This is a genomic window from Pseudomonas sp. UYIF39 (assembly GCF_029963765.1).
GTDB lineage: Bacteria > Pseudomonadota > Gammaproteobacteria > Pseudomonadales > Pseudomonadaceae > Aquipseudomonas.
In genome coordinates this window covers 1-26,823 of the sequence record NZ_JALBYU010000009.1, presented here as the reverse complement: position 1 = coordinate 26,823, position 26,823 = coordinate 1, and the positions used below count along the sequence as shown (strand labels likewise).

The following is a 26,823-nucleotide window of genomic DNA, read 5'->3' as shown; positions in this document are numbered from 1 at the left end:
ACCATGGCGTATTTCGGAACGGTGCTCTGTCTGTTTCTTTTGAGCTTTGTGGTGGGCTGGTCGTCGAAGTGGACCAACAACCTGTTCTACGCCCTGATGGCATTGCCAGGGCTGGTCTTCCTGATCAAGGAGCGCGGTGCAGGCTTGCTCAAGGAGCCGCTGGCGTGGGGTTGGCTGGCGTTCATTCTATGGTTTCTGGTGCCTGCGACGATTGCAGGGCAGATGCAGTTCTACAAACACGTCTTCTATGTACTGATGTTCGTCATGGTGGTCGGTGCCTTCACCGATCCGCAGTTCTTCCGCAGTGCGGCGTTTGTCCGCGCTCAGTTCTGGATTCTGACGTTGTACATCTTCAGCAGCGCGCTCTACGGTTGGGCAACCGGTGAATTTGCCGTCGGCAGCCGGGTGGCCCTGCTTCCGGCACGCCTGGAGAACGTCATCTACGCCAGCATTTGGCTGTTCTGTTCGTTGGCGCTGGCGCTGCCAATCTGGCTCAGGACGCGAAAGTACATCGAGGCTGGCCTGGCCATCGTTTTGTCGGTGTTCGCGGTAGCCTTCGTCCTGCAGACGCGTACTGCGTTTGTGGGGGCTGTGTTCCTGTTTGGTCTCTGGGTGCTTTACGGCATTTACCACAAGCCGCGGCTGGTAGGCAGTGCGGTGGTAATTTGCGCAATCGTTTTAGGCCTGGTGTTCCTGGCGGTGCACAACGAAGCCTGGTACCAGTCTCTCTGGAACCGAGGTGATTCATACCGCATCGAGATTTTCCATATCATGGTCGGCGAGTGGCGCAACTGCGGCTGGGTATTGGGCTGCGGCATCGGCTTTCACACCGCCCAGGTACTCGATGGCTGGATGCCGATTCAGCATCCGCACAACATTTTCGTAGCGCTGGGACTGTACAGCGGCGGGGTCGCGCTGGTGTTGTTCGTAGCGCTGATGGCCGCCTCCCTTTGGCAGGCCTGGCGTCTACGCGACGTGTGGGGTATGTACCTGGCGTGTGCGCTGGTGATGCTGAACTTCGATGGCAGTTTGCTGATTGGTAACCCTGACGAGTTGTGGCCACTGGTGCTGCTGCCCGCCGCGATGATCCTGTCTCGCGTACTGAGGGCGCGGCAACCCGCGCTGGCGTAATGCCTGACCTTCGCCTCCTCCCCGGGGGCGAAGGCCATCAGATCATTTTTGCAGGGCGACGCTCAGCTCCTCCGGGGAGCAGATGCTCTGGGTCTTGGCATAATTCTGCATGAAGACTTCGCCGCGACCGTCGAGCAACCATTGCCGATCTTGCGGGTAGCGCACCATATGCTTGAAGTTGCGCAGCCGCAGGGTCTTGCGCAACGGACGGCGATACACTCGCATGTCGGCAATGTCGATCAGGCCCAACTGATGCTCAGGTGTGAGCACGATGTTGCCCAAGTGTGCCGAGCGAAAATAAATCCCTCGCTCATGCAAAGTGGCCATGAAGACCCCCAATTGACCGCGCAACGGATCGGCATCGCCCTGGATGTCCAGCAGCTGACGCAGGGTCTGGCCCGGCAGTGGGTCGTAGTGCACGGCATCGCGCTCGATACTCGCAATACGGTAAACCTGACGAATCGACGGGCAGGGGATGTGCCGTTCACGCAACGCATCGCAGTTGTCGGCAAAGCGTTTGGCGTACGGGTACCACGCGGCCGACGTCAGCAGGCGTTTGCGGCGAAACAGTTTGAGTATTGAACCGTCCGTCAACCGCAAAACCTTGTCCCCCGAACCATCCGCTTCAAGGACTTGTGCTCCCTCGCGCAGGGCGAGATATCGGGTGTGATCAAGCGCTTGCATCAATACTCCGGGTTGGGTGCCGTGAGGCATGGATAGCCGGCCATGTTACCGCAGCTCAGAGACTAAAATGGCCTGTGTTACACTCGCGGGCTCTTTTCTCATACAACGGGTTCTCATGACCAGCCCTGATTCGCCTGCGCCGTCGAGCTTGAAGATTTACCTGCGCCTGCTGTCGTATGTGCGCCCGTACTGGGGCATGTTTGCCATCAGTATCGTCGGCTTCGTGATTTTTGCCTCGACGCAGCCAATGCTCGCAGGGATTCTCAAATACTTCGTCGATGGCCTGAGCAACCCCGAAGCGGTGCTCTTCCCGACTGTCCCCTATCTGCAAGACTTGCAGTTGCTGATGGCCGTGCCGCTGCTGATCATTCTGATCGCCGCCTGGCAAGGTCTGGGGTCTTTCCTGGGTAACTATTACCTGGCCAAAGTATCGTTGGGGCTGGTTCACGACTTGCGTGTGGAGCTGTTCAACAAGTTGCTGGTATTGCCCAACCGTTATTTCGATACCCATAACTCCGGGCACCTGATTTCGCGCATCACCTTCAACGTGACCATGGTCACCGGTGCTGCCACGGACGCCATCAAAGTGGTCATTCGTGAAGGCCTGACCGTGGTGTTCCTGTTTGCTTACCTGTTGTGGATGAACTGGAAACTGACCCTGGTGATGCTGGCGATCCTGCCAATCATCGCGATTATGGTGAGCAGCACCAGCAAAAAATTCCGCAAGCAGAGCAAGAAAATCCAGGTGGCGATGGGCGACGTGACTCACGTGGCCTCCGAAACCATCCAGGGTTATCGCGTAGTGCGCAGCTTCGGCGGCGAGAGCTATGAAGAGCGTCGTTTCGCCGAAGCCAGCCAGGGCAACACCGACAAGCAACTGCGCATGACCAAGACCGGTGCGGTCTACACGCCCATGCTGCAATTGGTGATCTATACCGCCATGGCGGTGCTGATGTTTCTGGTGCTGTTCCTGCGCGGTGATGCCACCGCCGGTGACCTGGTGGCCTACATCACCGCGGCGGGCCTGTTGCCCAAGCCGATTCGGCAGCTGTCGGAAGTCAGCTCGACAATCCAGAAAGGCGTTGCCGGTGCCGAGAGCATTTTCGAGCAACTGGACGTCGAGCCAGAGATTGACCAGGGTACCGTCGAGCGCGATCGCGTCAGCGGTCACCTGGAAGTGCGCAACCTGAGCTTCACCTATCCAGGGACCGAGCGTGAAGTGCTGAAGAACATCAGCTTCACGGCAGCGCCGGGGCAAATGATCGCCCTGGTCGGTCGCTCGGGTAGCGGCAAGTCGACCCTGGCCAGCCTGATTCCGCGTTTCTATCACCACGAAACCGGCGAAATCATGCTCGATGACGTGGAAATCGAAGACTATCGTCTGCGCAATCTGCGTCGGCACGTGGCGCAGGTGACGCAGCATGTGACCCTGTTCAACGACACCATCGCCAACAACATCGCTTACGGTGACCTGGCCGGCGCACCACGTGCCGACATCGAAAAGGCCGCCACGGATGCATACGCGATGGACTTCATCACGGAGATGCCGCAGGGCCTGGACACCCAGGTCGGGGAAAACGGCGTGTTGCTGTCCGGTGGCCAGCGTCAGCGCCTGGCGATTGCCCGGGCCTTGTTGAAGAATGCACCGTTGCTGATTCTCGACGAGGCAACGTCGGCTCTCGACACCGAGTCCGAGCGGCATATTCAGGCGGCACTGGATCAGGTCATGAAAGGTCGCACCACACTGGTGATTGCTCACCGGTTGTCGACCATCGAGAAAGCCGATCTGATCCTGGTCATGGACCATGGCGAAATCGTCGAGCGCGGCACCCACGCTCAACTGCTGGCGCAAAACGGCTACTACTCGCGCTTGCATGCGATGGGCCTGGACGAGCCGGTTACTGCGGGTATCGCCTGACCCCCGCTGGCCGCCACCGAGGGGTGGCGGCCGCAAAAAATCCTCTCATTAATGCCATGCGCAAGCCCACGCCAACCCTGTGTTAATATCGCGCCCCTGTTCATTTTGTATGTGGGTTGCTCCATGAAGTTGTCCATGCCGCGATTCGATCAAGCCCCTGTCTTGGTGGTCGGCGATGTCATGCTCGACCGTTACTGGCATGGTGGTACCTCACGGATTTCCCCTGAGGCGCCGGTACCGGTAGTCAAGGTCGAGCAAATCGAGGACCGCCCGGGCGGTGCCGCCAACGTTGCGTTGAACATTGCCGCCCTCGGCGCCCCGGCCTCGCTGGTCGGCGTGACCGGCGACGATGAAGCCGCCGACAGCCTGGCCAATAGCCTCGAAGGTGCAGGCGTACGGGCGTTGTTCCAGCGCATCGCGCACCAGCCGACCATCGTCAAGCTGCGGGTCATGAGCCGTCACCAGCAACTGCTGCGTATCGACTTCGAAGAACCTTTCGCTACCGACGCGTTGGCGTTGGGCGAGCAAGTCGACGAATTGCTCGAAGGCATCAAGGTGCTGGTGCTGTCCGACTACGGCAAAGGCGCGTTGAAAAACCATCAGATGCTGATCCAGGCGGCCCGTGCCCGTGGCATTCCGGTGCTGGCCGATCCCAAGGGCAAGGATTTCTCGATCTATCGGGGTGCGAGCCTGATCACCCCGAACCTCAGCGAATTCGAAACCATCGTCGGCGGTTGCGCCGATGAGCACGAGCTGGCGAACAAGGGTGCGCAGTTGATGCACGACCTCGACCTCGGCGCATTGCTGGTGACCCGCGGCGAACACGGCATGACCCTGCTGCGTCCGGATCATCCGGCGCTGCACCTGCCGGCCCGTGCCCGTGAAGTGTTCGATGTGACCGGTGCCGGCGACACGGTGATTTCCACCCTGGCGGCGGCTATTGCCGCTGGCGAAGAACTGCCGCACGCGGTGGCCTTGGCCAACCTGGCGGCGGGTATTGTGGTTGGCAAATTGGGTACGGCAGCCATCAGTGCACCGGAACTGCGTCGTGCCATCCAGCGTGAAGAAGGTTCGGAGCGCGGTGTGCTGGGTCTTGAGCAGCTGTTGCTGGCGGTCGATGATGCGCGTGCGCACAAAGAGAAGATCGTCTTCACCAACGGCTGCTTCGACATTTTGCACGCCGGCCACGTGACCTACCTTGAGCAGGCACGAGCTCAGGGCGATCGCTTGATCGTTGCGGTCAATGACGATGCGTCGGTCAGCCGCCTCAAAGGCCCGGGTCGTCCGATCAACAGCGTCGACCGTCGCATGGCCGTACTGGCAGGTCTGGGTGCGGTGGATTGGGTGATCAGCTTCGCTGAAGGCACCCCGGAAAACCTTCTGCGCGAGGTCAAGCCGGATGTGCTGGTCAAGGGCGGGGACTACGGAATCGAGCAGGTTGTCGGTGCGGACATCGTGACCGCTTACGGCGGCACTGTGAAAGTGTTGGGGCTGGTGGAAAACAGCTCGACGACCGCGATTGTCGAGAAGATCCGCAAGTCCGAGTGAAGTCATAAAAGATCGCAGCTCCTACAGGGAATCGCATTTCAATGTAGGAGCTGTCGAGTGAAATGAGGCTGCGATCTTTTGCTTTTAAGAGCTGACTTTCTTACGCGGCACAATTTTCTTCAGCAATTGCTTCGCCTTCCCACGCAACCGCGCCAAACCTGAATCTTTGCCCGGCGGGCTCAAGCCCTGCTGCCGCACCCAATCCTTCCAGCGAATTCGCTCATCCCGCACCAGCCAGCCTTCCTGCTGGGCAAAACTCTCTGCCAGGAACAACCCGCGAGTACTCGCCGGGTACAGCTGATCCTTTTTCAAGGTATAGAGCTCGGCCATCGGCTGGCCGTCCTGCAGCGGCATCAAGTACAAGTCGGGACGTTTTCGATCGAGTCGGGCCACCAGTTGATCGCCTTCCAGTCGTTCGTCGACATGGAACAGGCTCAGGGATTTGGCTTCCTTGGGCACGTCCAGGCGCAAGTCATAGATCAATTGCAGCGAGGCCGTCGGCAAATGCACGTAAGCCCGGGGGCGTTCGATCAACTGCATCTTGGCGCAACGCACCGGCCGCGCCGAACCGGACAGCGGCGTCAGGCGAAACGGCAGGGCTTCGCGATAATGCAGCGCGGACGAGTAGGGCGCCGGCAGCCAAGTGTCATTGAAACGCCCGCCGAGCCAGCCTTCCGGGGTTTCCAGCAGGCACTCTTCGGCAATTTCCTGAATCGCCGTGTGCAGCGGCAGGTTCAGCTCATGGGCGGGCACGTAGCCGGAGATCAGCTTGAGCACCACGTCGCCACGGTCTTGCCGACGTTGACGCACTAACACCCAGTAATCGCGGTTCTGCCAATGCAGGGTCAGGCGCACCGAGACCCCGAGGTTGGCCAGCTCCAGCGAAAATCGCTGTGTGTCGGCCACCGTCACCGGACGGCGACGTTGCAGCGTCTGGGAGAAATTGAGAGGCATCCCGACGCTTTGATAACTCAGGCCTTCGGGAGTCGCTTCGACGAATAACGGCAGGGTCTTGAAGTTGCTCGGGTTCTTTCTTATGAGCGTACGCGGCATGTCGGCTCCTGCTTAAGGCCGCATGGGCGGCATCAGTTACTACGTAGGACCTGGGCAACGGTCGCGACATTATGGGCGAGGTGCAGCGGATTAATGGTCCCGACAATAGCACTGGCAACGCCCGGATGTTCAAACAACAACTCGAAGCTGGCGCGAACAGGGTCCACGCCCGGGCTCAGGCACACATGACCGCTGGCGAGGGCTTTTTTGACCAGAATGGCTTTGCCGTGAGCAGCAGCATAGTCAATGACCGGCTTCTCGTTCTGCTCGTTCAGATTGTAGGTGACCATCGCGCAATCACCTTGTTCCAGAGCCTTCAAGCCGCCTTCGACGGTTTTGCCGGAAAAACCGAAGCCGCGAATCTTGCCTTCGCTCTTCAGCGCCGCGAGGGTTGCGTAGACCTCGCTGTCATTGAGGATCGCCAGGTCGTTGCCGTCGGAGTGCACCAGCACCAGATCGATGAAGTCCGTTTCCAGCCGTTGCAGGCTGCGTTCCACTGAACGCCGGGTGTGGGCGGAGCTGAAGTCGTGGCTCGACTGACCGTCGGCAAACTCCTCGCCGACCTTGCTGACGATCACCCAGCCCTGACGCTGACCTCGCATCAACGGACCGAGGCGTTCTTCGCTGCGGCCATAGGCCGGGGCAGTGTCGATCAGGTTGATGCCCAGGTCGCGCGCGAGTTTTAGCAGCATGCGCGCTTCGTCATCATCGGGAATCTGAAAGCCGTTGGGATATTTCACGCCTTGGTCACGGCCGAGTTTGACGGTGCCCAGGCCCAGTGGTGAAACCAGCAGGCCGGTGCTGCCCAGCGGGCGATGCAGGTCGTGCAAGGTCGGTTGGCTCATGGCAGCAGTTGCTCCCAGGCAGAGACGCCCATCGGCGGTTTTGGCAGGTCGGGCAGCGGCGCCGGATGGCTTGGCTGGATGCCGTCGCGCTGCAAGGACGCGATGACGCGATCAGCAAAGTCTGGAGCCAGCGCCAGTTTGGTTGGCCAACCGACCAGCAGCCGGCCTTCTTCGGCAAGGAATGCATTGTCAGGACGGGTCAGTCCCGATTGCAGTGGCTCGGCGCGATCCACTCGAAGGGTGGCCCATTGCGCTGTGCTCAGGTCGATCCATGGCAGCAACTGGCCGAGTTCTTTCTGCGCGGTGGCGATTTGCTCGGCGGGTTCGCGGGCGACACCTTCGGCTTCAGCGATATCGCCGCCCAGATACCAGACCCATTGACCATCGGCGGCCGGATGGGTGGTCACGGTAATGCGCGGTTTGGTGCCGCCGCCCAGGCAGTGGGCATACAGCGGTTTGAGGCCCGGGCCTTTGGCGATGATCATGTGCAACGGCCGGCTTTGCATGGCGGGCTGACTCAATCCCAGCGCTTCGAGCAGCGCTGCCGTACCGGCGCCGGCGCTCAAGACGATGCGCTGGGCGCGAATCTCGCGCTCGTCGACCTTCAGGCCGGCCAGTTTTCCACCCTCCAGCAACGGTTCGATGTTCTGACCGGCGAGCAGGCCATCACCCGCCAGATCGGCCAGGCGCTGGATCAGGCCCGGCACGTCGATCACCAACTCCGCCAGGCGATAGACCTTGCCCTTGAAGCGCTTGTCTTGCAGGGCGGGCGGCAATTGCTCGCCCTTGACCTGATCGACACGGCCGCGCACAGCCTTGCTGGCGAAGAAACTGGTGAGGTTGCCTGCGATTGTGCCGGGGGACCAGAGGTAATGGGCTTCGGACAGCAGGCGCACGCCGGTCAGGTCCAGTTCGCCGTCACCGGCCAGGGCTTCACGCCAGCGCCGAGGCATGTCGGCGATGGCTTCCGAGGCGCCGGTCAAGGCGCCATGCAGTGCGTACTTGGCGCCGCCATGGATGATGCCCTGGGATTTCACGCTTTGCCCGCCACCGAGGCTGGCGCTTTCCACCAGCACGGTCGAAAAACCCTGGCGGCGCAGGCGCGCATTCAGCCAGAGGCCGGCGACACCAGCGCCGACAATCAGTACGTCGGTGGAAATAACGGATGGCATGCAGCGACCTCAGTGTTCAAGACGAGGGCGCAGTATACAGACTCGACGAAGAGGGGATTTGTCGGTGATCAACAGGGCAAATGCAAAACCTTGTGTGTGGAGCTTCGGGTCTTAATGCCCCGCAGTCTTGGAGAAGAGCTGAATGACGACAACACCCAGCACAATCAACGCCATCCCCATCATCGCCGGCACATCCAGCTTCTGCCCGTAGATAAACAGTGCCGCAACGCTGACCATCACGATCCCCATGCCGGCCCACACCGCGTAAGCCACGCCCACCGGAACGCTGCGCACCACCAGCGTGAGCATCCAGAAGGCAATGCCGTAACCGACAATAACCAGAATCAGCGGCAGTGGGGTGCTGAAGCCTTTGACCGCTTTCATCGAAACGGTGGCGATCACTTCGGCGCAGATGGCAATGGCCAGGTAGTAGTAAGCGGTCATGGGTGCATCCTCGTGTGAAGTGTTGCTTTCTGAGGTCGGCATTTTAGAGATTCTCCAGATGCGGTAAAGTCATTACCTATCTGTTCTGAAGATGGGTTGAGCCATGAACACACAATGGAATCTGGAGCAGCTGCGGCTGTTTGTCAGCGTAGCGGAGCAACGTTCGTTTTCTGCGGTAGCGCGGGATCAACGCAAGGCGCAGTCGGCGGTCAGCAGTTCGATTGCGCTGCTGGAAGAGGACCTGGGCGTCAGCCTGTTCGACCGCAGCAGCGGCCGCCAACCGAAACTCACCGAGGCCGGTAACGCATTGCTGGATGAGGCGCGGGAAGTGTTGCGCCAGTGCGAACGCCTGAACGGTCGGGCGCTGGCCATGATGCGTGGCCAGGAGGCGCGTTTGCGTGTGGCTCAGGATGAGGCGATGCCCTATCAGCCGATCATCGAAAGCTTCGAAGCCCTGGCTCAACAATTTCCCAGCCTTGAAGTGCAGCTGACCAGCGCCGCTCAAGGCGATGTCGCGCGCAAACTGGTGGAGCGGCGGGCCGACCTGGGGTTGCTGTTTTATCACGACCAGATTCCCGAAGCGCTCGAGCGGCGGGTGTTGGGCAGCGTCGAAATGGTCACGGTGTGTGGCGTCGGCCATCCCCTGGCGAAACAGCCCCGGGTCGATTGCCAGCAACTGGCGCAGCATCGACAGTTGCTGATGTCCACACAGTCGAGTGTCTATCCCGGGAGTGAGCCGGCCAGCCCGCAAGTCTGGCGGGCCGACAGTTTTTACGTGATGGCTGAATGGCTGGTGCGTGGCCTCGGTTGGGCCTGGCTGCCGCGCCACGTGGTGCAGTACCCGGCGTATCAGGATTTGATGGTCGAACTGGTCAGCGAATGGACCCCGCCAGCGCTGGTGGTGGAGTTGGTCTGGCGCCGCGATGAACCTCTGGGGCCGGCGGCTCGTTGGCTGGCGGAACGTTTTGCCGTGCACTTGCAGGCGATCGGTGAAAAAAGCCGATAAACTCCGCCGCCATGAATAGAACTCTCTACACCGCGCTGTTTTACCTGGGGCTGCCACTGGTAGCGATTCGGCTTTGGCTGCGGGCGCGCAAGGCGCCAGCGTACGCCAAGCGCATTGGCGAACGTTTCTCCCTCGGGCTGCCGGTGATGAAAACGGGCGGCATCTGGGTGCACGCGGTGTCGGTGGGCGAAAGCATTGCCGCGGCGCCGATGATTCGCGCATTGCTGCAACGTTATCCACAGCTGCCCATTACCGTGACCTGCATGACCCCGACCGGGTCGGAGCGCATCCAGGCGCTGTTCGCCAATGAGCCGCGCATCCAGCACTGCTATTTGCCTTACGACTTGCCTTGCGCAGCGAAGCGATTCCTTGATCGGGTCCAGCCGAAACTGGCGGTGATCATGGAAACCGAGCTCTGGCCGAACCATATCCATCAGTGCGCCAGGCGCGGGATTCCCGTGGCCCTGGCCAACGCTCGATTGTCCGAACGTTCGGCCAAGGGTTATGGCCGCTTCGGCAAGCTGACCCAGCCGATGCTCGCCGAGATGAGCCTGTTCGCGGTGCAGACCGAGGCCGAGGCCCAGCGCTTCCGCGATTTGGGTGCGCGTTCGCAAACTGTGGAAGTGACCGGCTCGATCAAGTTTGATCTGACCATCGACCCGGCACTGCTTCAGCGTGCCGCCGAGTTGCGTGCGCAATGGCAGGCGCAGGAGCGTCCGGTGTGGATTGCTGCCAGTACGCACGAAGGTGAAGACGAGGTAGTGCTGGCGGCTCATCGTCAGTTACTGGCCAATCATCCCGATGCGTTGCTGATTCTGGTGCCGCGTCATCCAGAGCGTTTCAACCCGGTGTTCGAGTTGTGTCGGCAGCAGGGTTTCGCCACGGTCCGTCGGTCCACTGGCGACCCGGTTACCGCGCAGACTTCAGTGCTGGTGGGCGACACCATGGGTGAGTTGCTGTTTCTGTATGCCTTGGCCGACAGCGCTTTTGTGGGCGGCAGTCTGGTGCCGAACGGCGGGCACAACCTGCTGGAGCCGGCGGCTTTGGCCAAACCGGTGTTGAGTGGGCCGCACCTGTTTAACTTCCTCGAAATCGCCGCGCAGTTGCGCAGTGCCGGAGCGTTGCAGGAAGTGGAGGATGCCGAAGGTCTGGCGCTGGCGGTGCAGCGGCTGTTCGAGTTGCCACGAGATGCGCAGCGGATGGCAGAGGCGGGGTTGAAAGTGATGCGCACCAATCAGGGTGCGTTGCAGCGGTTGCTGGATGGGTTGGGGCGGTTGATCGACCGATAGACCGGGGCGCCCGTAACGAAAAGATCGCAGCCTGCGGCAGCTCCTACAAGGAAACGCATTCCAATGTAGGAGCTGTCACAGCGCTGCGATCTTTTGCTTTTAAGGCCGGGCTTTGAGCTGCTCCGCCGCAGCCTTCGCCAGATCCGGCGGCAGGAAGTCTTTATCCGGGTTGTAGTCGGCCTTGAGGTAACGCGCCAGGTCCTGCAAATCCCCCGGGTTCAACGTGCCCGCGGCCTGTTTCAAGCGCAGGTTGTCGAGGATGTAGTCGTAGCGCGTGTTGTTGTAGTCGCGCACCGAGGTGTACAGCTGACGCTGGGCATCCAGTACGTCGACGATGTTTCGTGTACCCACCTGATAACCGATTTCGGTCGCTTCCACCGCACTCTGGTTGGAGATGATCGACTGCTTGCGCGCCTGCACCTGCTCGACGTCGGTGTTCACCGCGCGGTGCAGGTTGCGGGTGCTTTCGACGATTTGCCGGCGCAGAGCTTCACGTTGCTGCTCGGACTGGTCGAGTTGTGCATACGATTGGCGCACCTGGGAACTGATCAGGCCGCCGCTGTAGATCGGGATATTCAGTTGCAGGCCCACTGTCGTTTGCTCGACGTTGCCACCGTACGGTTGGGAGAAGCCATTCGGGTTGCTGAAGCCCAGGGCATCGTTGTCACCTTTCTCGTACTTCGCCACGGCGTCGAGGGTCGGTGCATGGCCGGCCTTGCGCTGCTTGAGTGTTTCTTCGGCGGCGCTGACGGCGTAGTTGCTGGCCAACAGATTGAGGTTTTGCTTCGCCGCCGTATCGACCCAGGCTTTGGCGTCATTCGGTGCTGGCGGCAGGATCGGCAAGGTATGCGAAATGCCCCAGATCGAGTTGTACTGACGGTTAGTCAGGGTGATCAGGGCTTCGAACGCATCATCTACCTGGCGCTGCGCGACGATTCGGTTGGCGCGAGCGGTGTCGTAGCTGGCTTGCGATTGCAGCACGTCAGTCTTGTCCGAGAGACCGACATCGAAGCGTTCGTTGGACTGATCGAGCTGGCGTTTGAACGCGGCTTCCTCGGCTTTGGTCGAGGCCAGGTTGTCTTGGGTACGCAAGACATTGAAGTAGCTGACGGCAGTTTGCAGGATCAGGTTTTGCTGGGTTGCCGAGAGCTGCAACGCAGCCTGTTCGTTAACGTCTTTGGCGGCCTGGAACTGGAACCAGCGATCAGCACGGAACAGCGGTTGAGCCAGGGTCGCTTGATAGGAATGGGCGTTACGGTTGGCAGTCGCCGATGGCTGATCAATCGCGGTGCGCACGGCGGCTAGTTCAGCGCCGCCCGAGAGATTAGGCAGCAGCCCGGCGCGGGCCTGGGGCACGACTTCTTTCTGGGCGCCATATTGAGCGATGGCCGCAGCGAGATCGGCGTTGTTGTCCACCGCTTCCTGATACACGCTGACCAGGTCGTTCTTGGTCGATAAGGGCGCTTCTGCTGCCCAGGCCATTCCATTGGACGCACAAGACACGGCAAGGGCCAGTGAGAGTTTGCGCAGCATGAGGCCATCCCTAAAAAATTACGCTGATAATTTGAGCGCCAAGGCTACGGCGCGGCTCATACAGCGTCAAGGCGCGGTATGGCTTGGCGAGTGTAGTTGCGCCCACGTTCGGCAACAATCCTGCAATTGCGCCATTCATCATGGTGTTTACCGCGGTGTTGGCGTTCTTTGCCAGTTGTGTCTAGACTGACCGGGTTCTTGTCGGGGTGCCTTGCTATGAGGCTGAGATCGAATAATTTCGGATCCCGTTGAACCTGATCAGGTTAGCGCCTGCGTAGGGAACAAGATTTCTCGTCACCCGGCGAGTCCTCTTGTGCTTCGTCCGGGATGTTGTTCGACAATCGAACACCCCTCGAGCACTGAGCACAGCACTGCTGGTTTTCCCAGCGCCCGTGCGTCCATTCGATTACAGGTTCGCTCCGACAAAAATCCACTGCCTGGATGTGTTTGGAGAGCCCGTGATGACGATAAAACTAAAAAATACGACGAACCTGAGTGATTCGGCCCAAGTCGATCAGCAATCGGTTCAGCCGTTTACCCGCTCGCAAAAAATTTATGTCCAGGGTTCCCGCCCTGACATTCTCGTGCCGATGCGCGAAGTCAGCCTCGACGTGACCCCGACCGACTTCGGCGGCGAGATCAACGCGCCAGTGGTTGTATACGACACCTCGGGCCCGTACACCGACCCCAACGTCATCATCGACGTGCGCAAAGGCCTGGCCGATGTGCGTTCGTCGTGGATCGAATCCCGTGGCGACACCGAGCGCCTGCCGGGTCTGAGTTCCAACTTCGGCCAGGAACGCCTCGCCGATGCGGAGCTGACCAAGCTGCGTTTCGCTCACGTGAACAACCCGCGCCGGGCCAAGGCCGGTGCCAACGTCAGCCAGATGCACTACGCCCGCAAAGGCATCATCACCGCCGAGATGGAATACGTCGCCATCCGCGAAAACATGAAGCTTGAAGTGGCGCGCGCCGCCGGCCTGCTGGACCAGCAACACGCCGGCTATAGCTTCGGTGCCAGCGTGCCGAAAATCATCACCCCCGAATTCGTCCGTGAAGAGATCGCCCGCGGTCGCGCGATCATTCCGGCCAACATCAACCACACCGAACTGGAACCGATGATCATCGGCCGTAACTTCCTGGTGAAGATCAACGGCAACATCGGCAACAGCGCCTTGGGTTCGTCCATCGAAGAAGAAGTGGCGAAACTGACCTGGGGCATTCGCTGGGGTTCGGACACGGTCATGGACTTGTCCACCGGCAAACACATTCACGAAACCCGCGAATGGATCATCCGCAACTCGCCGGTGCCGATCGGTACGGTGCCGATTTATCAGGCCCTGGAAAAAGTCGGCGGCGCTGCCGAAGACCTGACCTGGGAGCTGTTCCGCGACACGCTGATCGAGCAGGCCGAGCAGGGCGTCGATTACTTCACCATCCACGCCGGCGTGCTGCTGCGCTACGTGCCGCTGACCGCCAAGCGCGTGACCGGTATTGTGTCCCGTGGCGGTTCGATCATGGCCAAGTGGTGCCTGGCGCACCACAAAGAGAACTTCCTCTACACCCATTTCGAAGACATCTGCGAAATCATGAAGGCCTACGACGTCAGCTTCTCGCTGGGCGATGGCCTGCGTCCGGGCTCGATTGCCGACGCCAACGACGCGGCGCAGTTCGGTGAGCTGGAAACCCTCGGCGAGCTGACCAAGATCGCGTGGAAGCACGACGTGCAGTGCATGATCGAAGGCCCGGGCCATGTGCCGATGCAGTTGATCAAAGAGAACATGGACAAGCAGTTGGAATGCTGCGACGAGGCGCCGTTCTACACCCTCGGCCCGCTGACCACTGACATCGCGCCCGGCTACGACCACATCACCTCGGGTATCGGTGCGGCGATGATCGGCTGGTTCGGTTGCGCGATGCTCTGCTACGTGACGCCGAAGGAGCACTTGGGTCTGCCGAACAAGGATGACGTGAAGACCGGGATCATCACCTACAAGATCGCCGCGCATGCCGCCGATCTGGCAAAGGGGCATCCGGGCGCGCAGATCCGCGACAATGCCTTGAGCAAGGCGCGCTTCGAATTCCGTTGGGAAGACCAGTTCAACCTGGGCCTCGATCCGGACACTGCTCGTTCGTATCACGATGAGACCCTGCCGAAGGATTCGGCCAAGGTCGCGCACTTTTGCTCCATGTGCGGGCCTAAATTCTGTTCGATGAAGATCACTCAGGAAGTCCGCGAATACGCGGCCAACCAGCGCATCGAAACCGTCGACGCCGAAGTCGCCCAGGGATTGGCGGACCAGGCCGAGCGGTTCAAACAGGAAGGCAGTCAGCTGTACAAGAAGGTTTGATCTGACCTGAGGTCGGCGGTGCTTGCACCGCCGCCATCGCGAGCAAGCTCGCTCCCACAAGGGATTTGTGAGCGCTGCAAGTCCCCTGTGGGAGCGAGCTTGCTCCGGGCGGCGATCCGACGATGGCGATCAAAAGAACAACAAATGTCCCTCTGAGATAACACCCTTGAGCATTCAACCCAGCACTTATTCCCCTGATATCGCGGTGCCCACAGACAAACGTGTCTTCGGCGGCCGCGATCTGTTTTCCCTGTGGTTTTCCCTTGGCATTGGCCTGATGGTCCTGCAGACCGGCGCTCTGCTCGCGCCCGGTCTGGGCCTGTCCGGCTCGCTGCTGGCAATTTTCCTCGGCACGCTGGTCGGTGTTCTGTTGCTGGCCGCGGTCGGCGTAATCGGCAGCGACACCGGCCTGTCATCGATGGCCGCGCTCAAACTCAGCCTCGGTGCAAAAGGCGCGAGCCTGCCGGCTGTATTGAACCTGCTGCAATTGATCGGTTGGGGCTCGTTCGAAATCATCGTCATGCGTGATGCCGCCAGCCTGCTCGGCGCGCGGGCGTTCAGCGAAGGCAGCCTGCTGTCCAATCCGCTGCTGTGGACCGTGTTCTTTGGTGGTTTGGCGACCTTGCTGGCCGTCAGTGGTCCGCTGACATTCGTTCGTCAGATCCTGCGCAAGTGGGGCATCTGGTTGCTGCTCGCCGCGTGCATCTGGCTGACCTGGAACCTGTTCGCCAAAGCCGATCTGGCGGCGTTGTGGGCGCAGGCCGGTGATGGTTCGATGCCGTTCGCCGTGGGCTTCGACATTGCGATTGCTATGCCGCTGTCCTGGCTGCCGCTGATTGCCGACTACTCGCGTTTCGGCAAGCGTGCGAAAAACGTGTTCGGCGGTACAGCGGTGGGTTTCTTCATCGGTAACTTCTGGCTGATGAGCCTGGGCGTGGCCTACACCTTGGCGTTTGCGCCGAGCGGTGAAGTGAATGCCTTGCTGTTGGCATTGGCGGGTGCCGGCCTCGGGATTCCGCTGCTGCTGATCCTGTTGGACGAGTCGGAAAATGCATTCGCCGACATTCACTCGGCAGCCGTTTCCAGCGGGATTTTGCTGCGCTTGAAAGTTGAGCATCTTGCGCTGGCGATTGGCGTGATCTGCACGCTGATCGCGTGTCTGGCGCCGTTGGCCCAGTACCAGAACTTCCTGCTGTTGATCGGTTCGGTGTTTGCGCCGCTGTTTGGCGTGGTGCTGGTGGATCACTTCATCTTGCGCAAACGCAGTGCTCGCGTGGCGTCAGCCGCATTGCGCTGGCCGGCGTTGCTCGCCTGGTTGGGCGGGGTGAGCACCTATCATTTGCTGGCTAATCTGTATCCGGACATCGGCGCAACCCTGCCATCACTGATTCTGGCAGGGCTGCTGCAACTCGTACTGGGTCGGGCCTTCAGTTACGGCCAGGAAACAGCTCGGGCTTGATAATGCCGTTCAGGCGTGGGTAAGGGATCTTCAGTTCGACGTGACCCAGCGCGTAAGGCGCGATGGTGCTCACTTCGTACTTGAGGATCACCCCGCCGTACGTCAGCGCCACGTTCTGGGTTTTGACGAAGGGCCAGCTCTTCACAAACTCCGGCTCCTGATCGAGCTTGGTGCTGATCAGCCAACTGTTGTGCGCCACCTGCGCGGCTTTCCAGAACGCCTCTTCCTGCCCCGGCACCACAATATCCGACAGCGTCAGCACTTTGTGCTGCTGGCGCGAATAGTTGATGAAGCTGCGGCCCGGCGTGCCATGGTCGCCGCCGGTGTCCAGGTAGCTGGAAAATTCAACGATCACCAAGCCGTCATGCTGCTCACGTACCTTGGCTTGCAGGTAACTGCTGTAGCGCGGGCCGGCACTGCTCAAAAACTGCTCGCGATACGCTGCCAGCGTCGGCGCTACCGGGGCATCGGGCGAGGTGCGGGTCATTTGCAGCAGGCGTTTTTCGATAATGCCGTCCAGCTGTGGTTCGGCCGGGAAGCGCAGCGTATCGATGTTCACCAGCGGGCAATCAGGGGTTGTGCAACCCGGTTTCAGCTGTTCGGAAGCGTCGCGGGTGGTTTCCAGCGGCGTCCGGTAGTTGGGTTGGAACAAACTCTGGCAGGCGCCCAGGGTCAGGGCGATTGCGGCCATGGAGGCGATTTTAAAAAGCGACATGGGCGTCCTTCATAAAACAGGGAAAGGCAAAAAGTTATCCGCTTCGACTCTCAACTAAGCAGTCAGTTCGCCACTAAGCTAATTAGAGTTGGTTTCACCCTCACCGTCTATCCCGCTGACTGGAAAGGGGCTGCATCAAAGGTCGCGGGCGCGTTAGGATGGCGCGAAGTCGAGGTTGCAAGTAACAAAAAGGAGCCTCGTAACGGATTTGCAGTAAAGAGGATTGTCATGACTGATTTTGCCAACGCCATTCCGACCGCCGTTGATATCGTCCGGCGCGAAAGGTGCTACGAGGGCTTCTACAAGCTCGATCGTGTGCACTTGCGCCACGAATTGTTTGCCGGTGGCATGAGCCGCGAGATCAATCGTGAAGTGTTTGTTCGCCACGATGCGGTGTGCGTGCTGCCGTACGATCCGCAGCGTGACGAAGTGGTGTTGATCGAGCAGTTTCGCGTCGGCGCCATGGGCAAGACTGACAATCCATGGCTGATCGAACTGGTCGCCGGTCTGATCGACAAAGATGAAGTGCCGGAAGAAGTTGCTCACCGCGAAGCGCAGGAGGAAGCTGGGCTTGTGTTCGGGGCGCTCTGGCCGATGACCAAATACTTTCCATCGCCGGGCGGCAGCAATGAATTTGTGCACTTGTACCTGGGACGTTGCGACAGCACCGGCGTCGGCGGCTTGCATGGGCTGGAGGAAGAGGCAGAAGATATCCGCGTCACGGTCTGGGCGTTCGAAGATGCCCTACAGGCCGTACGCGACGGACGAATTGCCAACGCGGCCAGCATCATTGCCTTGCAATGGTTAGCTTTGAACCGCGCTGAAGTGAGGGGGTTATGGTCGTAAACAAACTGCGCGATCGCTATCGGGTCGACCTCGTGGGGCTGCAAGCCTCCTGCGAGGCCAACTACGCGCGCCTGATGCGACTGCTGCCGGACATGCGCAACGAGCCTGAGGCGCGGCGCATTGCGGTGACCCACGGCGATCAGATGCTCGGCGTACTGGCCCTCGAAGTGCTGCAGGTCTGTCCGTACACCACAACCCTGCAAGTGCGCCAGGAACATAGCCTGCCGTGGCTGCCGGTGCCGCAACTGGAAGTTCAGGTCTATCACGACGCGTGCATGGCCGAAGTCGTCAGCGCCGAACATGCACGACGCTTTCGCGGCATCTATCCTTACCCGAATGCCTCAATGCATCAGCCGGACGAAAAGGCCCAGCTGAATATGTTCTTGGGTGAATGGCTGAGCCATTGCCTGGCCTGCGGACACGAGTACGCGGTTGTGCGGTAGCGGTAGATGTGAACTGCGTCAGGTTCACAGGTTTCCCCTTTTGATCATCCCCCAGCATAATTGCGGCACTCATCCAATCCCGTGATTCAGCCCTGGGAGAACGCCTTGCCGAGCGTATCCACTTTAACCACCGCCGATTCTGCGTTGCTGGTGCAACTTTCCGACAGTCATCTGTTTGCCGAGACGGACGGGACGTTGTTGGGCATGAATACTCGGGACAGCCTGCAAAAAGTCATCGAGCTGGTGCGGCTGCAGCAGCCGCAGATCGACCTGATTATTGCCAGTGGCGATCTTTCTCAGGACGGGACGCTGGAGTCCTATGAGCTGTTTCGCGACCTGACGCGGCAGCTCGATGCGCCGGCGCGCTGGATTCCCGGTAATCATGATGAGCCGCGGATCATGGCCGAAGCTGCCGTGCAAAGCGCGTTGCTGGAGCCGGTGGTGGATGTCGGTAACTGGCGCGTCACGTTGCTCGATTCGGCCGTACCGGGTTCGGTGCCGGGGTATTTGCAAGATGAGCAGCTACAGTTGCTGGCCCGTTCGTTGAGTGAGGCGCCGGAGCGCCATCATCTGGTGTGCTTTCACCATCATCCGGTGTCGATAGGCTGTGCGTGGATGGAGCCGATTGGATTGCGCAATCCAGACGCTTTGTTTGCAGTGCTGGATCGTTTTCCGCAGGTGCGTGCAGTTTTATGGGGGCATGTGCATCAAGAGATCGACCAGGTTCGCAAGGGTGTGCGGCTGATTGCCTCGCCTTCGACGTGTATTCAGTTCGAACCGGGCAGTGATGATTTCAAGGTCAGTGACCAGGCGCCGGGGTATCGCTGGTTGCGACTTTTGCCGGATGGCCAGATTGAAACCGGCGTGGAACGCGTTACCGGCTTCGACTTTCAGGTCGACTACGGCTCTAACGGCTACTGACACTACCCCTGCGGATGTCCCCATTCCGTTGCACTCGACAGCTCCTACAGTAAACTGCGCCTTCTTTACCGACGCACAGGGAGCTCAAATGTCTGGTTCGATCCTTTATATCCACGGTTTCAACAGCGCGCCTTCGTCTAAAAAGGCCACGCAGTTGGTACAAGTAATGGAACGTCTGGGCTTGAGCGATCAATTGCGCGTCCCGGCCTTGCATCACCATCCGCGTGAGGCCATCGGTCAGCTACACAAGGCGATTGAGGAGCTTGGGCGGCCACTGCTGGTCGGCAGCTCACTCGGCGGCTACTATGCGACTCACTTGGCCGAGCGCCATGGCCTCAAGGCCCTGTTGATCAACCCCGCCGTCAGCCCGCACCGGATGTTCGACGGGTATCTGGGGATTCAGAAAAACCTGTATACCGATGAGGCCTGGGAGTTGACCCACGACCACGTGACGGCCCTGGCCGAGCTGGAAGTGCCGGCGCCCCAGGACCCGCAGCGGTATCAGGTGTGGTTGCAGACCGGCGACGAAACGCTGGACTATCGCCTCGCCCAGCAGTACTACCGGGCCTGTGCCTTGCGCATCCAGGCCGGCGGCGACCATAGTTTCCAGGGTTTTGCCACGCAACTTCCGGCAATGCTGAGTTTTGCCGGTATTGGCGCAGATTTGTATCAGGCGATCGATTTCACTGCACTGTGAGTCCTCGCCCCTATTTTCAATGAACACTCTTTTTACAGGCGGACGACGAGACCCCATGGCCACTCCCAGCGCTAGCTCTTATAACGCAGACGCCATCGAAGTCCTCTCGGGCCTCGACCCGGTGCGTAAACGCCCCGGCATGTACACCGACACCAGTCGGCCGAACCACCTTGCCCAGGAAGTCATCGACAACAGCGTCGATGAAGCCTTGGCCGGGCACGCGACCTCGGTGCAGGTCATCCTGCACGCCGATCACTCCCTGGAAGTCAGCGATGACGGCCGCGGCATGCCGGTGGATATCCACGCCGAAGAAGGCGTGTCGGGCGTCGAGCTGATCCTCACCAAACTCCATGCGGGCGGCAAGTTTTCCAACAAGAACTACCAGTTCTCCGGCGGTCTGCACGGGGTGGGTATTTCCGTGGTCAACGCCTTGTCGAACGAAGTCCGGGTGCGCGTCAAGCGTGACGGCAACGAATACCAGATGACTTTCGCAGACGGTTACAAGAAAACCGAGCTGGAAATCATTGGTACCGTCGGCAAGCGCAATACGGGTACCAGCGTATTCTTCGCGCCGGACCCGAAATACTTCGATTCGCCGAAATTCTCCATCAGCCGCCTCAAGCACGTGCTCAAGGCCAAGGCCGTTCTGTGCCCGGGGCTGCTGGTCAGTTTTGAAGACAAGGCCACCGGAGAGAAAGTCGAGTGGCATTACGAAGACGGCCTGCGTTCCTACCTGGTCGACGCGGTCAACGAGTTCGAACGCCTGCCGGACGAGCCGTTCTGCGGCAGCCTGGCCGGTAACAAAGAAGCGGTCGATTGGGCCCTGCTGTGGTTGCCGGAAGGTGGCGACAGCGTTCAGGAAAGCTACGTCAACCTGATCCCGACGGCGCAGGGCGGTACCCACGTCAACGGTCTGCGTCAGGGCTTGCTCGACGCGATGCGCGAGTTTTGCGAGTTCCGCAGCCTGCTGCCACGCGGCGTGAAGCTGGCGCCGGAAGACGTCTGGGAACGCATTGCTTTCGTGCTGTCGATGAAGATGCAAGAGCCGCAATTCTCCGGCCAGACCAAAGAGCGCCTGTCGTCCCGTGAAGCGGCTGCATTCGTTTCCGGTGTGGTCAAGGATGCCTTCAGCCTGTGGCTCAACGCTAACCCGGAAACCGGCATGCTGTTGGCGGAACTGGCGATCAACAACGCCGGCCGTCGCCTCAAGGCCAGCAAAAAGGTCGAGCGCAAACGCATCACCGCCGGGCCGGCACTGCCGGGCAAACTCGCCGACTGCGCCGGGCAGGACCCGATGCGTTCCGAGCTGTTCCTGGTGGAAGGTGATTCCGCCGGCGGTTCCGCCAAGCAAGCGCGAGACAAAGAATTTCAAGCGATCCTGCCGTTGCGCGGCAAGATTCTGAACACCTGGGAAGTCGACGGCAGCGAAGTGCTGGCCAGCCAGGAAGTGCACAACATCGCCGTGGCCATCGGTGTCGATCCGGGCTCGGCGGACATCGCTCAGCTGCGTTACGGCAAGATCTGCATTCTCGCCGACGCCGACTCCGACGGTCTGCACATCGCCACGTTGCTGTGCGCGTTGTTCGTCCAGCATTTCCGCCCGTTGGTGGATGCCGGTCACGTCTACGTCGCGATGCCGCCGCTGTACCGTATCGACCTGGGCAAAGAGATTTACTACGCCCTGGACGAGGCCGAGCGCGATGGCATCCTCGATCGTCTGGTGGCGGAGAAGAAACGCGGCAAGCCGCAGGTCACACGATTCAAAGGTCTGGGTGAAATGAACCCGCCGCAGCTGCGCGAAACCACCATGGACCCGAACACTCGGCGTCTGGTGCAGCTGACGCTGGACGATTTTGAAGCGACCTCGGAAATGATGGACATGCTGCTGGCGAAAAAACGTGCCGGTGACCGCAAGTCCTGGCTGGAATCCAAAGGCAACCTGGCCGAGGTTCTTGGCTGATGCGGGTTGGCTTTGCCCTGGCGTGTGCGTTACTTCTGACCTCGGTTTCGGTGTTTGCCGAACCGGTGCCGGAACTGCGCCTGTTATCCGAGCATCCCGTTGACGGCATGCGCGGCGGCAACCTGTCAGGGTTGGCCCAGTGCGGCAAGGATCTGTGGACGGTGTCGGATCGCGACGACGATCAGATTTACCGGCTCGATACCCGCGACAGGGTATGGCAAGCCGAAGCCGTGGGCATCGGCGTGCCACCGGTGCCAGACAGCGGTTTGCCTTGGGGTTTGCGTTCGCGAACCTGGGTGGCGTCTTTTGTCCGTGGCGGGGATCTGGATTTTGAAGGCATCACCTGCGACAGCGCCGGTAATCGCTACATCGTCAGCGAATCCCATGCCGCGATTCTGCAAGTGCCGCCCGTTGGGCCATCGTCCTGGCTGAAGATCTCGCCGATTCTGATTCGCGAAGCCCGGGCCAGCGGCATGCTGCTGCACTTCAATGCGCTGTTCGAGGGCCTGGCGATCAATCCGGCGGGTGATCAATTGTGGCTCGCCGCCGAGCGTCAAAGCCGTGGATTGTTGCTGATCAAGCGCAAACAAACGGTATGGGATTGCGAGGGTGGCTGTGTGTTGCTGAGCGAAGCCGGGAAAGAAATGCAGCCGGTGCAGTTTCCCCGAGCCAAAGCCGTGTCCCGAGACTTTGCCGACCTGTCGCTGTTCAACGGCAAGCTGTTTACCCTTGAGCGCAACGCTTACCAGATCTGCCGCCGTGATCCGGTGACGGCCAAGGTCGAGCGCTGCTGGTCGTTTGCCGATGAAGCCTTGCAGGCGCATCGCCGCTATTCAAACCCTTACGGCCTGACCGAAGCGTTGATTGTTGACGCCGAGGGCGCGTGGATTGGCACCGACAACAACAACGATGCCCGCGCCGATGGCGAGGAGCGTCCGATCGTCTGGCGCTTTGCCGCACCTGAAGGTGGCTGGAGTGCCAAGCCGTGAGTCAGCAGCCGCCGGGCAAGCGCGCCGGTCGAGTGTTGATGGTGCTGGCCTGGTGCGCGGCGCTGTTTCTGGCGACGCGTTTTTTCGGTCAGTGGGAGGCGCGTCAGCAGAACCCCAACACCGTCGTCAGCTCTGAGCAGGGCGAAGGTTTTATCGAAGTGAAACTGGCCAGCAACACACAGGGTCACTTCGTCGCCAGCGGCCAGATCAACGGCCAGCCGGTGGATTTCATGCTCGATACCGGGGCGACCGACGTGTCGATCCCGGCGGAAATGGCCGAACGGCTAAAACTGGAAAAAGGCTCTGGGGTGACCCTGAGCACAGCCAACGGTCGCACCCAGGGTTACCGAACCCGCGTCGACCGGCTGCAACTGGGCGACATTGTGCTGCGTGATGTGCGCGCCCTCGTCGTGCCAGGCCTGGATGGCAAGCAAGTGCTGCTCGGTATGAGCGCGCTGAACAAACTTGAATTTACCCAGCGCGGTGGCACCATGCTGCTGCGCCAGACAACGAACCAATGAGGCCCGCATGAGCGACTCCCTTGATCTCAGCCTGGACGGTGTAGAACGCCGGTCACTGGCTGACTTCACCGAAAATGCCTACCTCAACTACTCCATGTACGTGATCATGGACCGTGCCTTGCCGCATATCGGCGACGGCCTGAAACCGGTACAGCGGCGCATCATCTACGCGATGAGCGAGTTGGGGCTGGACGCCGATTCCAAGCACAAGAAGTCGGCGCGTACCGTCGGTGACGTGCTCGGCAAGTTCCACCCGCACGGCGACTCGGCCTGCTACGAAGCCATGGTCCTGATGGCCCAGCCGTTCAGTTACCGCTACACGCTGGTCGACGGCCAGGGTAACTGGGGTGCGCCGGATGATCCCAAGTCCTTCGCCGCCATGCGTTACACCGAGGCGCGGCTGTCGCGTTATTCCGAAGTGCTGCTCAGCGAACTGGGGCAGGGCACTGCGGACTGGGGCCCGAACTTCGACGGTACGCTCGACGAGCCGCTGGTGTTGCCGGCGCGTTTGCCGAACATCCTGCTCAACGGCACCACCGGCATCGCCGTGGGCATGGCCACCGACGTGCCGCCGCACAACCTGCGCGAAGTCGCAACAGCGTGCGTGCGTTTGCTCGATGAGCCCAAGGCCACGGTCGAACAGCTCTGCGAACACATTCAGGGCCCGGATTACCCGACCGAAGCGGAAATCATCACGCCGCGTGCCGATCTGCTGAAAATCTACGAAACCGGCAAGGGCTCGGTGCGCATGCGCGCCGTCTACCACATCGAAGACGGCGACATCATCGTCACCGCGCTGCCGCATCAGGTCTCCGGCGCCAAGGTGCTGGAGCAGATCGCGGCCATGATGCAGGCCAAACCGTCCAAAGCCCCGCAGATCGCTGACCTGCGAGACGAATCCGACCACGAAAACCCGTGCCGGATCGTGATCATTCCGGGCGCACGCAAAAACTTTGACCACGATGCGTTAATGACACACCTGTTCGCCAGCACCGAGCTGGAGTCGAGCTACCGGGTCAACATCAACATCATCGGCCTCGACGGCAAGCCGCAGCTGAAAAATCTGCGTGCGCTGCTGGTGGAATGGCTTGAGTTCCGCGTCAACACCGTGCGTCGTCGCCTGCAATTCCGCCTCGACAAGGTCGAGCGTCGCCTGCACCTGTTGGACGGTTTGTTGATTGCCTACCTCAACCTGGATGAAGTGATTCACATCATCCGCACCGAGGAACACCCGAAAGCCGCGCTGATTGAGCGTTTCGCCCTGAGCGAAATCCAGGCCGACTACATCCTCGACACCCGTTTGCGTCAGTTGGCGCGACTGGAAGAAATGAAGCTGCGTGCCGAGCAGGATGAACTGCTCAAGGAACAGGCCAAGCTGCAAGCCCTGCTGGGCAGCGAAACCAAGCTGAAAAAACTGGTACGCACCGAGCTGATCAAGGACGCCGAAACTTACGGCGACGACCGCCGCTCGCCAATCGTCGAGCGCGCAGAAGCCAAGGCCCTGACCGAGCACGATCTGCTGCCGAATGAGAAAGTGACCGTCGTTCTGTCGGAAAAAGGCTGGGTTCGCTCTGCCAAGGGGCACGAAATCGACGCCACCGGGCTTTCCTACAAGGCGGGGGATGGTTTCAAGGCCTTGGCGCCCGGTCGCTCCAACCAGTTTGCGGTGTTTATCGATTCCACCGGTCGCAGCTATTCGGTGGCCGCGCACACGCTGCCATCGGCCCGTGGTCAGGGCGAACCCCTGACCGGTCGTCTGACGCCGCCGCCAGGGGCGAGCTTCGAATGCGTGCTGATGCCGGAAGACGATTCGCTGTACGTGATCGCCTCTGACGCCGGTTACGGTTTCGTGGTCAAGGGTGAAGACTTCCAGGCCAAGAACAAGGCGGGTAAAGCCTTGCTGAGCTTGCCGAACAACTCGAAGGTCATACTTCCGCGCCCGGTGGCTGATCGCGAGAACAACTGGCTGGCCTCGGTGACCACCGAAGGTCGGCTGCTGATCTTCAAAATCAGCGATCTGCCACAATTAGGTAAGGGCAAAGGCAACAAGATCATCGGGATCTCCGGTGAGCGTGTCGCCAGCCGCGAAGAATATGTCACGGACATCGCCGTATTGCCGGATGGCGCCACATTGGTGTTGCAGGCCGGAAAACGTACCTTGTCACTGAAAGCAGACGACCTCGAACACTACAAAGGTGAGCGTGGACGTCGTGGTAACAAATTGCCACGTGGCTTTCAGAGGGTAGATGCGCTGCTCGTCGAAAACCTCAACTAAGCGTCCTAGAGCGCTCGATCTACGATTTAACGCGTAGATCGACGCTTTGGCGCTGGAGTCGGAACGCATATTCACGGATGATATGGCCTTTCAAGCGCCGGCGTGGCCGAGCGTTCTTCATATTTATTGAGTATTTTCACTGTGGCGAGCCTTGTGGCAACCACCTGGATGGGACGATGACTGCTCTGCGCCTTCCTTTTATTTTGATGCTCGCTGGCGTTCTTGGCCTGGCGGGTTGCAGCGTACACCAACCGGTGTCGCTGTATCAGCTGGACAGCGGAAGTCCGGCTCAGCCTGCGCAAAGCGCGGGAATGGCTGTATTGCTGGGTCCGGTAACGGTCGCTGACTACCTGCAGCGCGAAACGTTGTTGCAGCGACAGCCGGATGGCAGCCTGCAAGCTTCGGCTGATGGTCGTTGGGCGGGTAGCCTGTCGTCGGATATCGATCAGCTGTTGCTGCGTCAGGTCGCCGGTCATCTGGACAGCCAGCGCGTGGTGCTGGCGCCAGCGACAGTGGGCTTCACGCCGGATGTGCAGGTTCTTCTGACGATTACTCGACTGGACTCGGGTGAGGCGCAACCGGCGATCCTTGATGCGCAATGGCGTCTGATCGACCGTCGTGGCCAGGTTCGTGATAACCGCATCGTTCACCTGCAGGAACAGCATGCCGGTGGCACGGCGGCTCAGGTACAGGCTCAGGGTGTATTGCTGCAGCGTCTGGCCGACCAGTTGTCGGTGGCGCTCAAGCCGCTGGCTAATCAGCCTCCGATTGCTGAAGCGCCAAAAAAGCCTGCAGCCAAGCCTGTGGCGCCTGCGGCAGAACAGGATAAGCAACCGAAGATCCCGATGGCTTCGCCGATTCGTACGGATATGGAAGTGTTCAGGTTCTAAGCCTGGATTAATCCAAAGCAAAGCCCGCCATGTGCGGGCTTTGTTGTTTCTGCAGGTTGGAGATCTCTGCTGTCTGTCCTGGCCTCATCGCGAGCAAGCTCGCTCCCACATTGACCGCGACCGTCCAGACAAC

At 60.3% G+C, this 26,823-nt stretch carries 23 protein-coding genes and 1 riboswitch; of the genes, 16 read left to right on the top strand and 7 right to left on the bottom strand.

All coding sequences use genetic code 11. The features are described from left to right. Window positions 1-3: 3 nt before the first annotated feature. Entirely contained in the window at window positions 4-1,131 is a 1,128-nt protein-coding gene (locus MO767_RS14195; protein ID WP_282481012.1) for an O-antigen ligase domain-containing protein, read from the top strand. Between the two features lie 42 nt (window positions 1,132-1,173). Here MO767_RS14195 and MO767_RS14190 read toward each other — a convergent pair whose 3' ends face one another. After that, entirely contained in the window at window positions 1,174-1,815 is a 642-nt protein-coding gene (locus tag MO767_RS14190) for a toluene tolerance protein (RefSeq protein ID WP_282481011.1), read from the bottom strand. Between the two features lie 115 nt (window positions 1,816-1,930). Here MO767_RS14190 and msbA point away from each other — a divergent pair, with 115 nt between their 5' ends. Continuing rightward, window positions 1,931-3,733, top strand: coding sequence for a lipid A export permease/ATP-binding protein MsbA (gene msbA, locus MO767_RS14185; protein ID WP_282481010.1), 1,803 nt, complete (start codon window positions 1,931-1,933; stop codon window positions 3,731-3,733). A gap of 123 nt (window positions 3,734-3,856) precedes the next feature. After that, complete coding sequence (gene hldE / locus MO767_RS14180; protein ID WP_282481009.1) at window positions 3,857-5,281, top strand: bifunctional D-glycero-beta-D-manno-heptose-7-phosphate kinase/D-glycero-beta-D-manno-heptose 1-phosphate adenylyltransferase HldE; 1,425 nt, start codon at window positions 3,857-3,859, stop codon at window positions 5,279-5,281. 84 nt (window positions 5,282-5,365) lie between these two features. Here the strand turns inward: hldE and MO767_RS14175 are convergent, their stop codons facing one another. The 4 genes from MO767_RS14175 to MO767_RS14160 all read right to left on the bottom strand — a co-directional run bounded on the left by MO767_RS14175 (window position 5,366) and on the right by MO767_RS14160 (window position 8,795). Next, on the bottom strand, window positions 5,366-6,334 hold the full coding sequence (locus MO767_RS14175; protein ID WP_282481008.1) for a metal ABC transporter ATPase: 969 nt from the start codon (window positions 6,332-6,334) through the stop codon (window positions 5,366-5,368). 32 nt (window positions 6,335-6,366) lie between these two features. Continuing rightward, the gene (locus MO767_RS14170; protein WP_282481007.1) at window positions 6,367-7,179 is read right to left on the bottom strand and encodes an aldo/keto reductase; all 813 of its coding nucleotides are present in this window, start codon (window positions 7,177-7,179) and stop codon (window positions 6,367-6,369) included. Further along, window positions 7,176-8,351, bottom strand: a complete 1,176-nt coding sequence (locus tag MO767_RS14165; RefSeq protein WP_282481006.1) for an FAD-dependent oxidoreductase — start codon at window positions 8,349-8,351, stop codon at window positions 7,176-7,178. Before MO767_RS14165 ends, MO767_RS14170 begins: the two co-directional genes overlap by 4 nt. 111 nt (window positions 8,352-8,462) lie before the next feature. After that, complete coding sequence (locus MO767_RS14160; protein WP_008146221.1) at window positions 8,463-8,795, bottom strand: multidrug efflux SMR transporter; 333 nt, start codon at window positions 8,793-8,795, stop codon at window positions 8,463-8,465. A 103-nt stretch (window positions 8,796-8,898) separates the two neighbouring features. On the opposite strand from MO767_RS14160, the gene MO767_RS14155 reads away from it, so the two are divergent. Together MO767_RS14155 and waaA are read left to right on the top strand one after the other, a co-directional pair. Next, window positions 8,899-9,801, top strand: coding sequence for a LysR family transcriptional regulator (locus MO767_RS14155; RefSeq protein ID WP_282481005.1), 903 nt, complete (start codon window positions 8,899-8,901; stop codon window positions 9,799-9,801). 11 nt (window positions 9,802-9,812) lie between these two features. Then, window positions 9,813-11,090 (top strand): lipid IV(A) 3-deoxy-D-manno-octulosonic acid transferase, encoded by a 1,278-nt coding sequence (gene waaA / locus MO767_RS14150; protein WP_282481004.1) that lies wholly within the window; start codon window positions 9,813-9,815, stop codon window positions 11,088-11,090. Window positions 11,091-11,189: 99 nt separating this feature from the next. Here the strand turns inward: waaA and MO767_RS14145 are convergent, their stop codons facing one another. Next, window positions 11,190-12,623, bottom strand: a complete 1,434-nt coding sequence (locus MO767_RS14145) for a TolC family outer membrane protein (protein ID WP_282481003.1) — start codon at window positions 12,621-12,623, stop codon at window positions 11,190-11,192. A gap of 192 nt (window positions 12,624-12,815) precedes the next feature. Continuing rightward, window positions 12,816-12,921: riboswitch (TPP riboswitch) on the top strand. Between the two features lie 163 nt (window positions 12,922-13,084). Here MO767_RS14145 and thiC point away from each other — a divergent pair. Together thiC and cytX are read left to right on the top strand one after the other, a co-directional pair. Further along, window positions 13,085-14,974, top strand: coding sequence for a phosphomethylpyrimidine synthase ThiC (gene thiC / locus MO767_RS14140; RefSeq protein WP_282481002.1), 1,890 nt, complete (start codon window positions 13,085-13,087; stop codon window positions 14,972-14,974). A gap of 166 nt (window positions 14,975-15,140) precedes the next feature. Then, a complete protein-coding gene (cytX, locus tag MO767_RS14135) occupies window positions 15,141-16,433 on the top strand; it encodes a putative hydroxymethylpyrimidine transporter CytX (RefSeq protein ID WP_282481001.1) in 1,293 nt (430 codons plus the stop codon). On the opposite strand, the gene MO767_RS14130 is transcribed toward cytX, so the two are convergent. Next, complete coding sequence (locus MO767_RS14130; protein ID WP_282481000.1) at window positions 16,402-17,148, bottom strand: RsiV family protein; 747 nt, start codon at window positions 17,146-17,148, stop codon at window positions 16,402-16,404. The two genes, cytX and MO767_RS14130, sit on opposite strands and share 32 nt — an antisense overlap. A 228-nt stretch (window positions 17,149-17,376) precedes the next feature. On the opposite strand from MO767_RS14130, the gene MO767_RS14125 reads away from it, so the two are divergent. The 9 genes from MO767_RS14125 to MO767_RS14085 all read left to right on the top strand — a co-directional run bounded on the left by MO767_RS14125 (window position 17,377) and on the right by MO767_RS14085 (window position 26,690). After that, on the top strand, window positions 17,377-17,994 hold the full coding sequence (locus tag MO767_RS14125; protein ID WP_149630063.1) for an NUDIX domain-containing protein: 618 nt from the start codon (window positions 17,377-17,379) through the stop codon (window positions 17,992-17,994). Beyond that, window positions 17,985-18,437, top strand: coding sequence for a DUF1249 domain-containing protein (locus MO767_RS14120; protein ID WP_008153350.1), 453 nt, complete (start codon window positions 17,985-17,987; stop codon window positions 18,435-18,437). The genes MO767_RS14125 and MO767_RS14120 overlap by 10 nt, the downstream gene beginning before the upstream one ends. A 105-nt stretch (window positions 18,438-18,542) precedes the next feature. Further along, window positions 18,543-19,358 (top strand): 3',5'-cyclic-AMP phosphodiesterase, encoded by an 816-nt coding sequence (gene cpdA / locus MO767_RS14115; protein WP_282480999.1) that lies wholly within the window; start codon window positions 18,543-18,545, stop codon window positions 19,356-19,358. An 88-nt stretch (window positions 19,359-19,446) separates the two neighbouring features. Further along, window positions 19,447-20,055, top strand: coding sequence for a YqiA/YcfP family alpha/beta fold hydrolase (locus MO767_RS14110; RefSeq protein ID WP_282480998.1), 609 nt, complete (start codon window positions 19,447-19,449; stop codon window positions 20,053-20,055). 55 nt (window positions 20,056-20,110) lie between these two features. Continuing rightward, a complete protein-coding gene (parE, locus tag MO767_RS14105; protein ID WP_282480997.1) occupies window positions 20,111-22,015 on the top strand; it encodes a DNA topoisomerase IV subunit B in 1,905 nt (634 codons plus the stop codon). Next, complete coding sequence (locus tag MO767_RS14100) at window positions 22,015-23,004, top strand: esterase-like activity of phytase family protein (RefSeq protein WP_282480996.1); 990 nt, start codon at window positions 22,015-22,017, stop codon at window positions 23,002-23,004. The genes parE and MO767_RS14100 overlap by 1 nt, the downstream gene beginning before the upstream one ends. Continuing rightward, window positions 23,001-23,525 carry a TIGR02281 family clan AA aspartic protease gene (locus tag MO767_RS14095; RefSeq protein WP_282480995.1) on the top strand — a complete coding sequence of 175 codons (525 nt, stop codon included), beginning with the start codon at window positions 23,001-23,003 and terminating at the stop codon, window positions 23,523-23,525. Before MO767_RS14100 ends, MO767_RS14095 begins: the two co-directional genes overlap by 4 nt. 7 nt (window positions 23,526-23,532) lie before the next feature. Continuing rightward, window positions 23,533-25,800, top strand: a complete 2,268-nt coding sequence (parC, locus tag MO767_RS14090) for a DNA topoisomerase IV subunit A (protein ID WP_282480994.1) — start codon at window positions 23,533-23,535, stop codon at window positions 25,798-25,800. Between the two features lie 176 nt (window positions 25,801-25,976). Then, window positions 25,977-26,690 carry an ABC-type transport auxiliary lipoprotein family protein gene (locus tag MO767_RS14085; protein WP_282480993.1) on the top strand — a complete coding sequence of 238 codons (714 nt, stop codon included), beginning with the start codon at window positions 25,977-25,979 and terminating at the stop codon, window positions 26,688-26,690. The last annotated feature ends 133 nt before the right edge of the window (window positions 26,691-26,823 follow it).

What these genes read in the sequence shown, in the direction of transcription:
- MO767_RS14195 (WP_282481012.1), top strand. Translation starts at nt 4, where the DNA reads ATGGCGTATTTCGGAACGGTGCTCTGTCTGTTTCTTTTGAGCTTTGTG.
- MO767_RS14120 (WP_008153350.1), top strand. Translation starts at nt 17,985, where the DNA reads ATGGTCGTAAACAAACTGCGCGATCGCTATCGGGTCGACCTCGTGGGG.
- thiC (WP_282481002.1), top strand. Translation starts at nt 13,085, where the DNA reads ATGACGATAAAACTAAAAAATACGACGAACCTGAGTGATTCGGCCCAA.
- MO767_RS14145 (WP_282481003.1), bottom strand. Translation starts at nt 12,623, where the DNA reads ATGCTGCGCAAACTCTCACTGGCCCTTGCCGTGTCTTGTGCGTCCAAT.
- waaA (WP_282481004.1), top strand. Translation starts at nt 9,813, where the DNA reads ATGAATAGAACTCTCTACACCGCGCTGTTTTACCTGGGGCTGCCACTG.
- msbA (WP_282481010.1), top strand. Translation starts at nt 1,931, where the DNA reads ATGACCAGCCCTGATTCGCCTGCGCCGTCGAGCTTGAAGATTTACCTG.
- parC (WP_282480994.1), top strand. Translation starts at nt 23,533, where the DNA reads ATGAGCGACTCCCTTGATCTCAGCCTGGACGGTGTAGAACGCCGGTCA.
- MO767_RS14160 (WP_008146221.1), bottom strand. Translation starts at nt 8,795, where the DNA reads ATGACCGCTTACTACTACCTGGCCATTGCCATCTGCGCCGAAGTGATC.
- MO767_RS14085 (WP_282480993.1), top strand. Translation starts at nt 25,977, where the DNA reads ATGACTGCTCTGCGCCTTCCTTTTATTTTGATGCTCGCTGGCGTTCTT.
- MO767_RS14130 (WP_282481000.1), bottom strand. Translation starts at nt 17,148, where the DNA reads ATGTCGCTTTTTAAAATCGCCTCCATGGCCGCAATCGCCCTGACCCTG.
- hldE (WP_282481009.1), top strand. Translation starts at nt 3,857, where the DNA reads ATGAAGTTGTCCATGCCGCGATTCGATCAAGCCCCTGTCTTGGTGGTC.
- parE (WP_282480997.1), top strand. Translation starts at nt 20,111, where the DNA reads ATGGCCACTCCCAGCGCTAGCTCTTATAACGCAGACGCCATCGAAGTC.
- MO767_RS14110 (WP_282480998.1), top strand. Translation starts at nt 19,447, where the DNA reads ATGTCTGGTTCGATCCTTTATATCCACGGTTTCAACAGCGCGCCTTCG.
- MO767_RS14155 (WP_282481005.1), top strand. Translation starts at nt 8,899, where the DNA reads ATGAACACACAATGGAATCTGGAGCAGCTGCGGCTGTTTGTCAGCGTA.
- MO767_RS14125 (WP_149630063.1), top strand. Translation starts at nt 17,377, where the DNA reads ATGACTGATTTTGCCAACGCCATTCCGACCGCCGTTGATATCGTCCGG.
- MO767_RS14100 (WP_282480996.1), top strand. Translation starts at nt 22,015, where the DNA reads ATGCGGGTTGGCTTTGCCCTGGCGTGTGCGTTACTTCTGACCTCGGTT.
- MO767_RS14165 (WP_282481006.1), bottom strand. Translation starts at nt 8,351, where the DNA reads ATGCCATCCGTTATTTCCACCGACGTACTGATTGTCGGCGCTGGTGTC.
- MO767_RS14175 (WP_282481008.1), bottom strand. Translation starts at nt 6,334, where the DNA reads ATGCCGCGTACGCTCATAAGAAAGAACCCGAGCAACTTCAAGACCCTG.
- MO767_RS14170 (WP_282481007.1), bottom strand. Translation starts at nt 7,179, where the DNA reads ATGAGCCAACCGACCTTGCACGACCTGCATCGCCCGCTGGGCAGCACC.
- MO767_RS14190 (WP_282481011.1), bottom strand. Translation starts at nt 1,815, where the DNA reads ATGCAAGCGCTTGATCACACCCGATATCTCGCCCTGCGCGAGGGAGCA.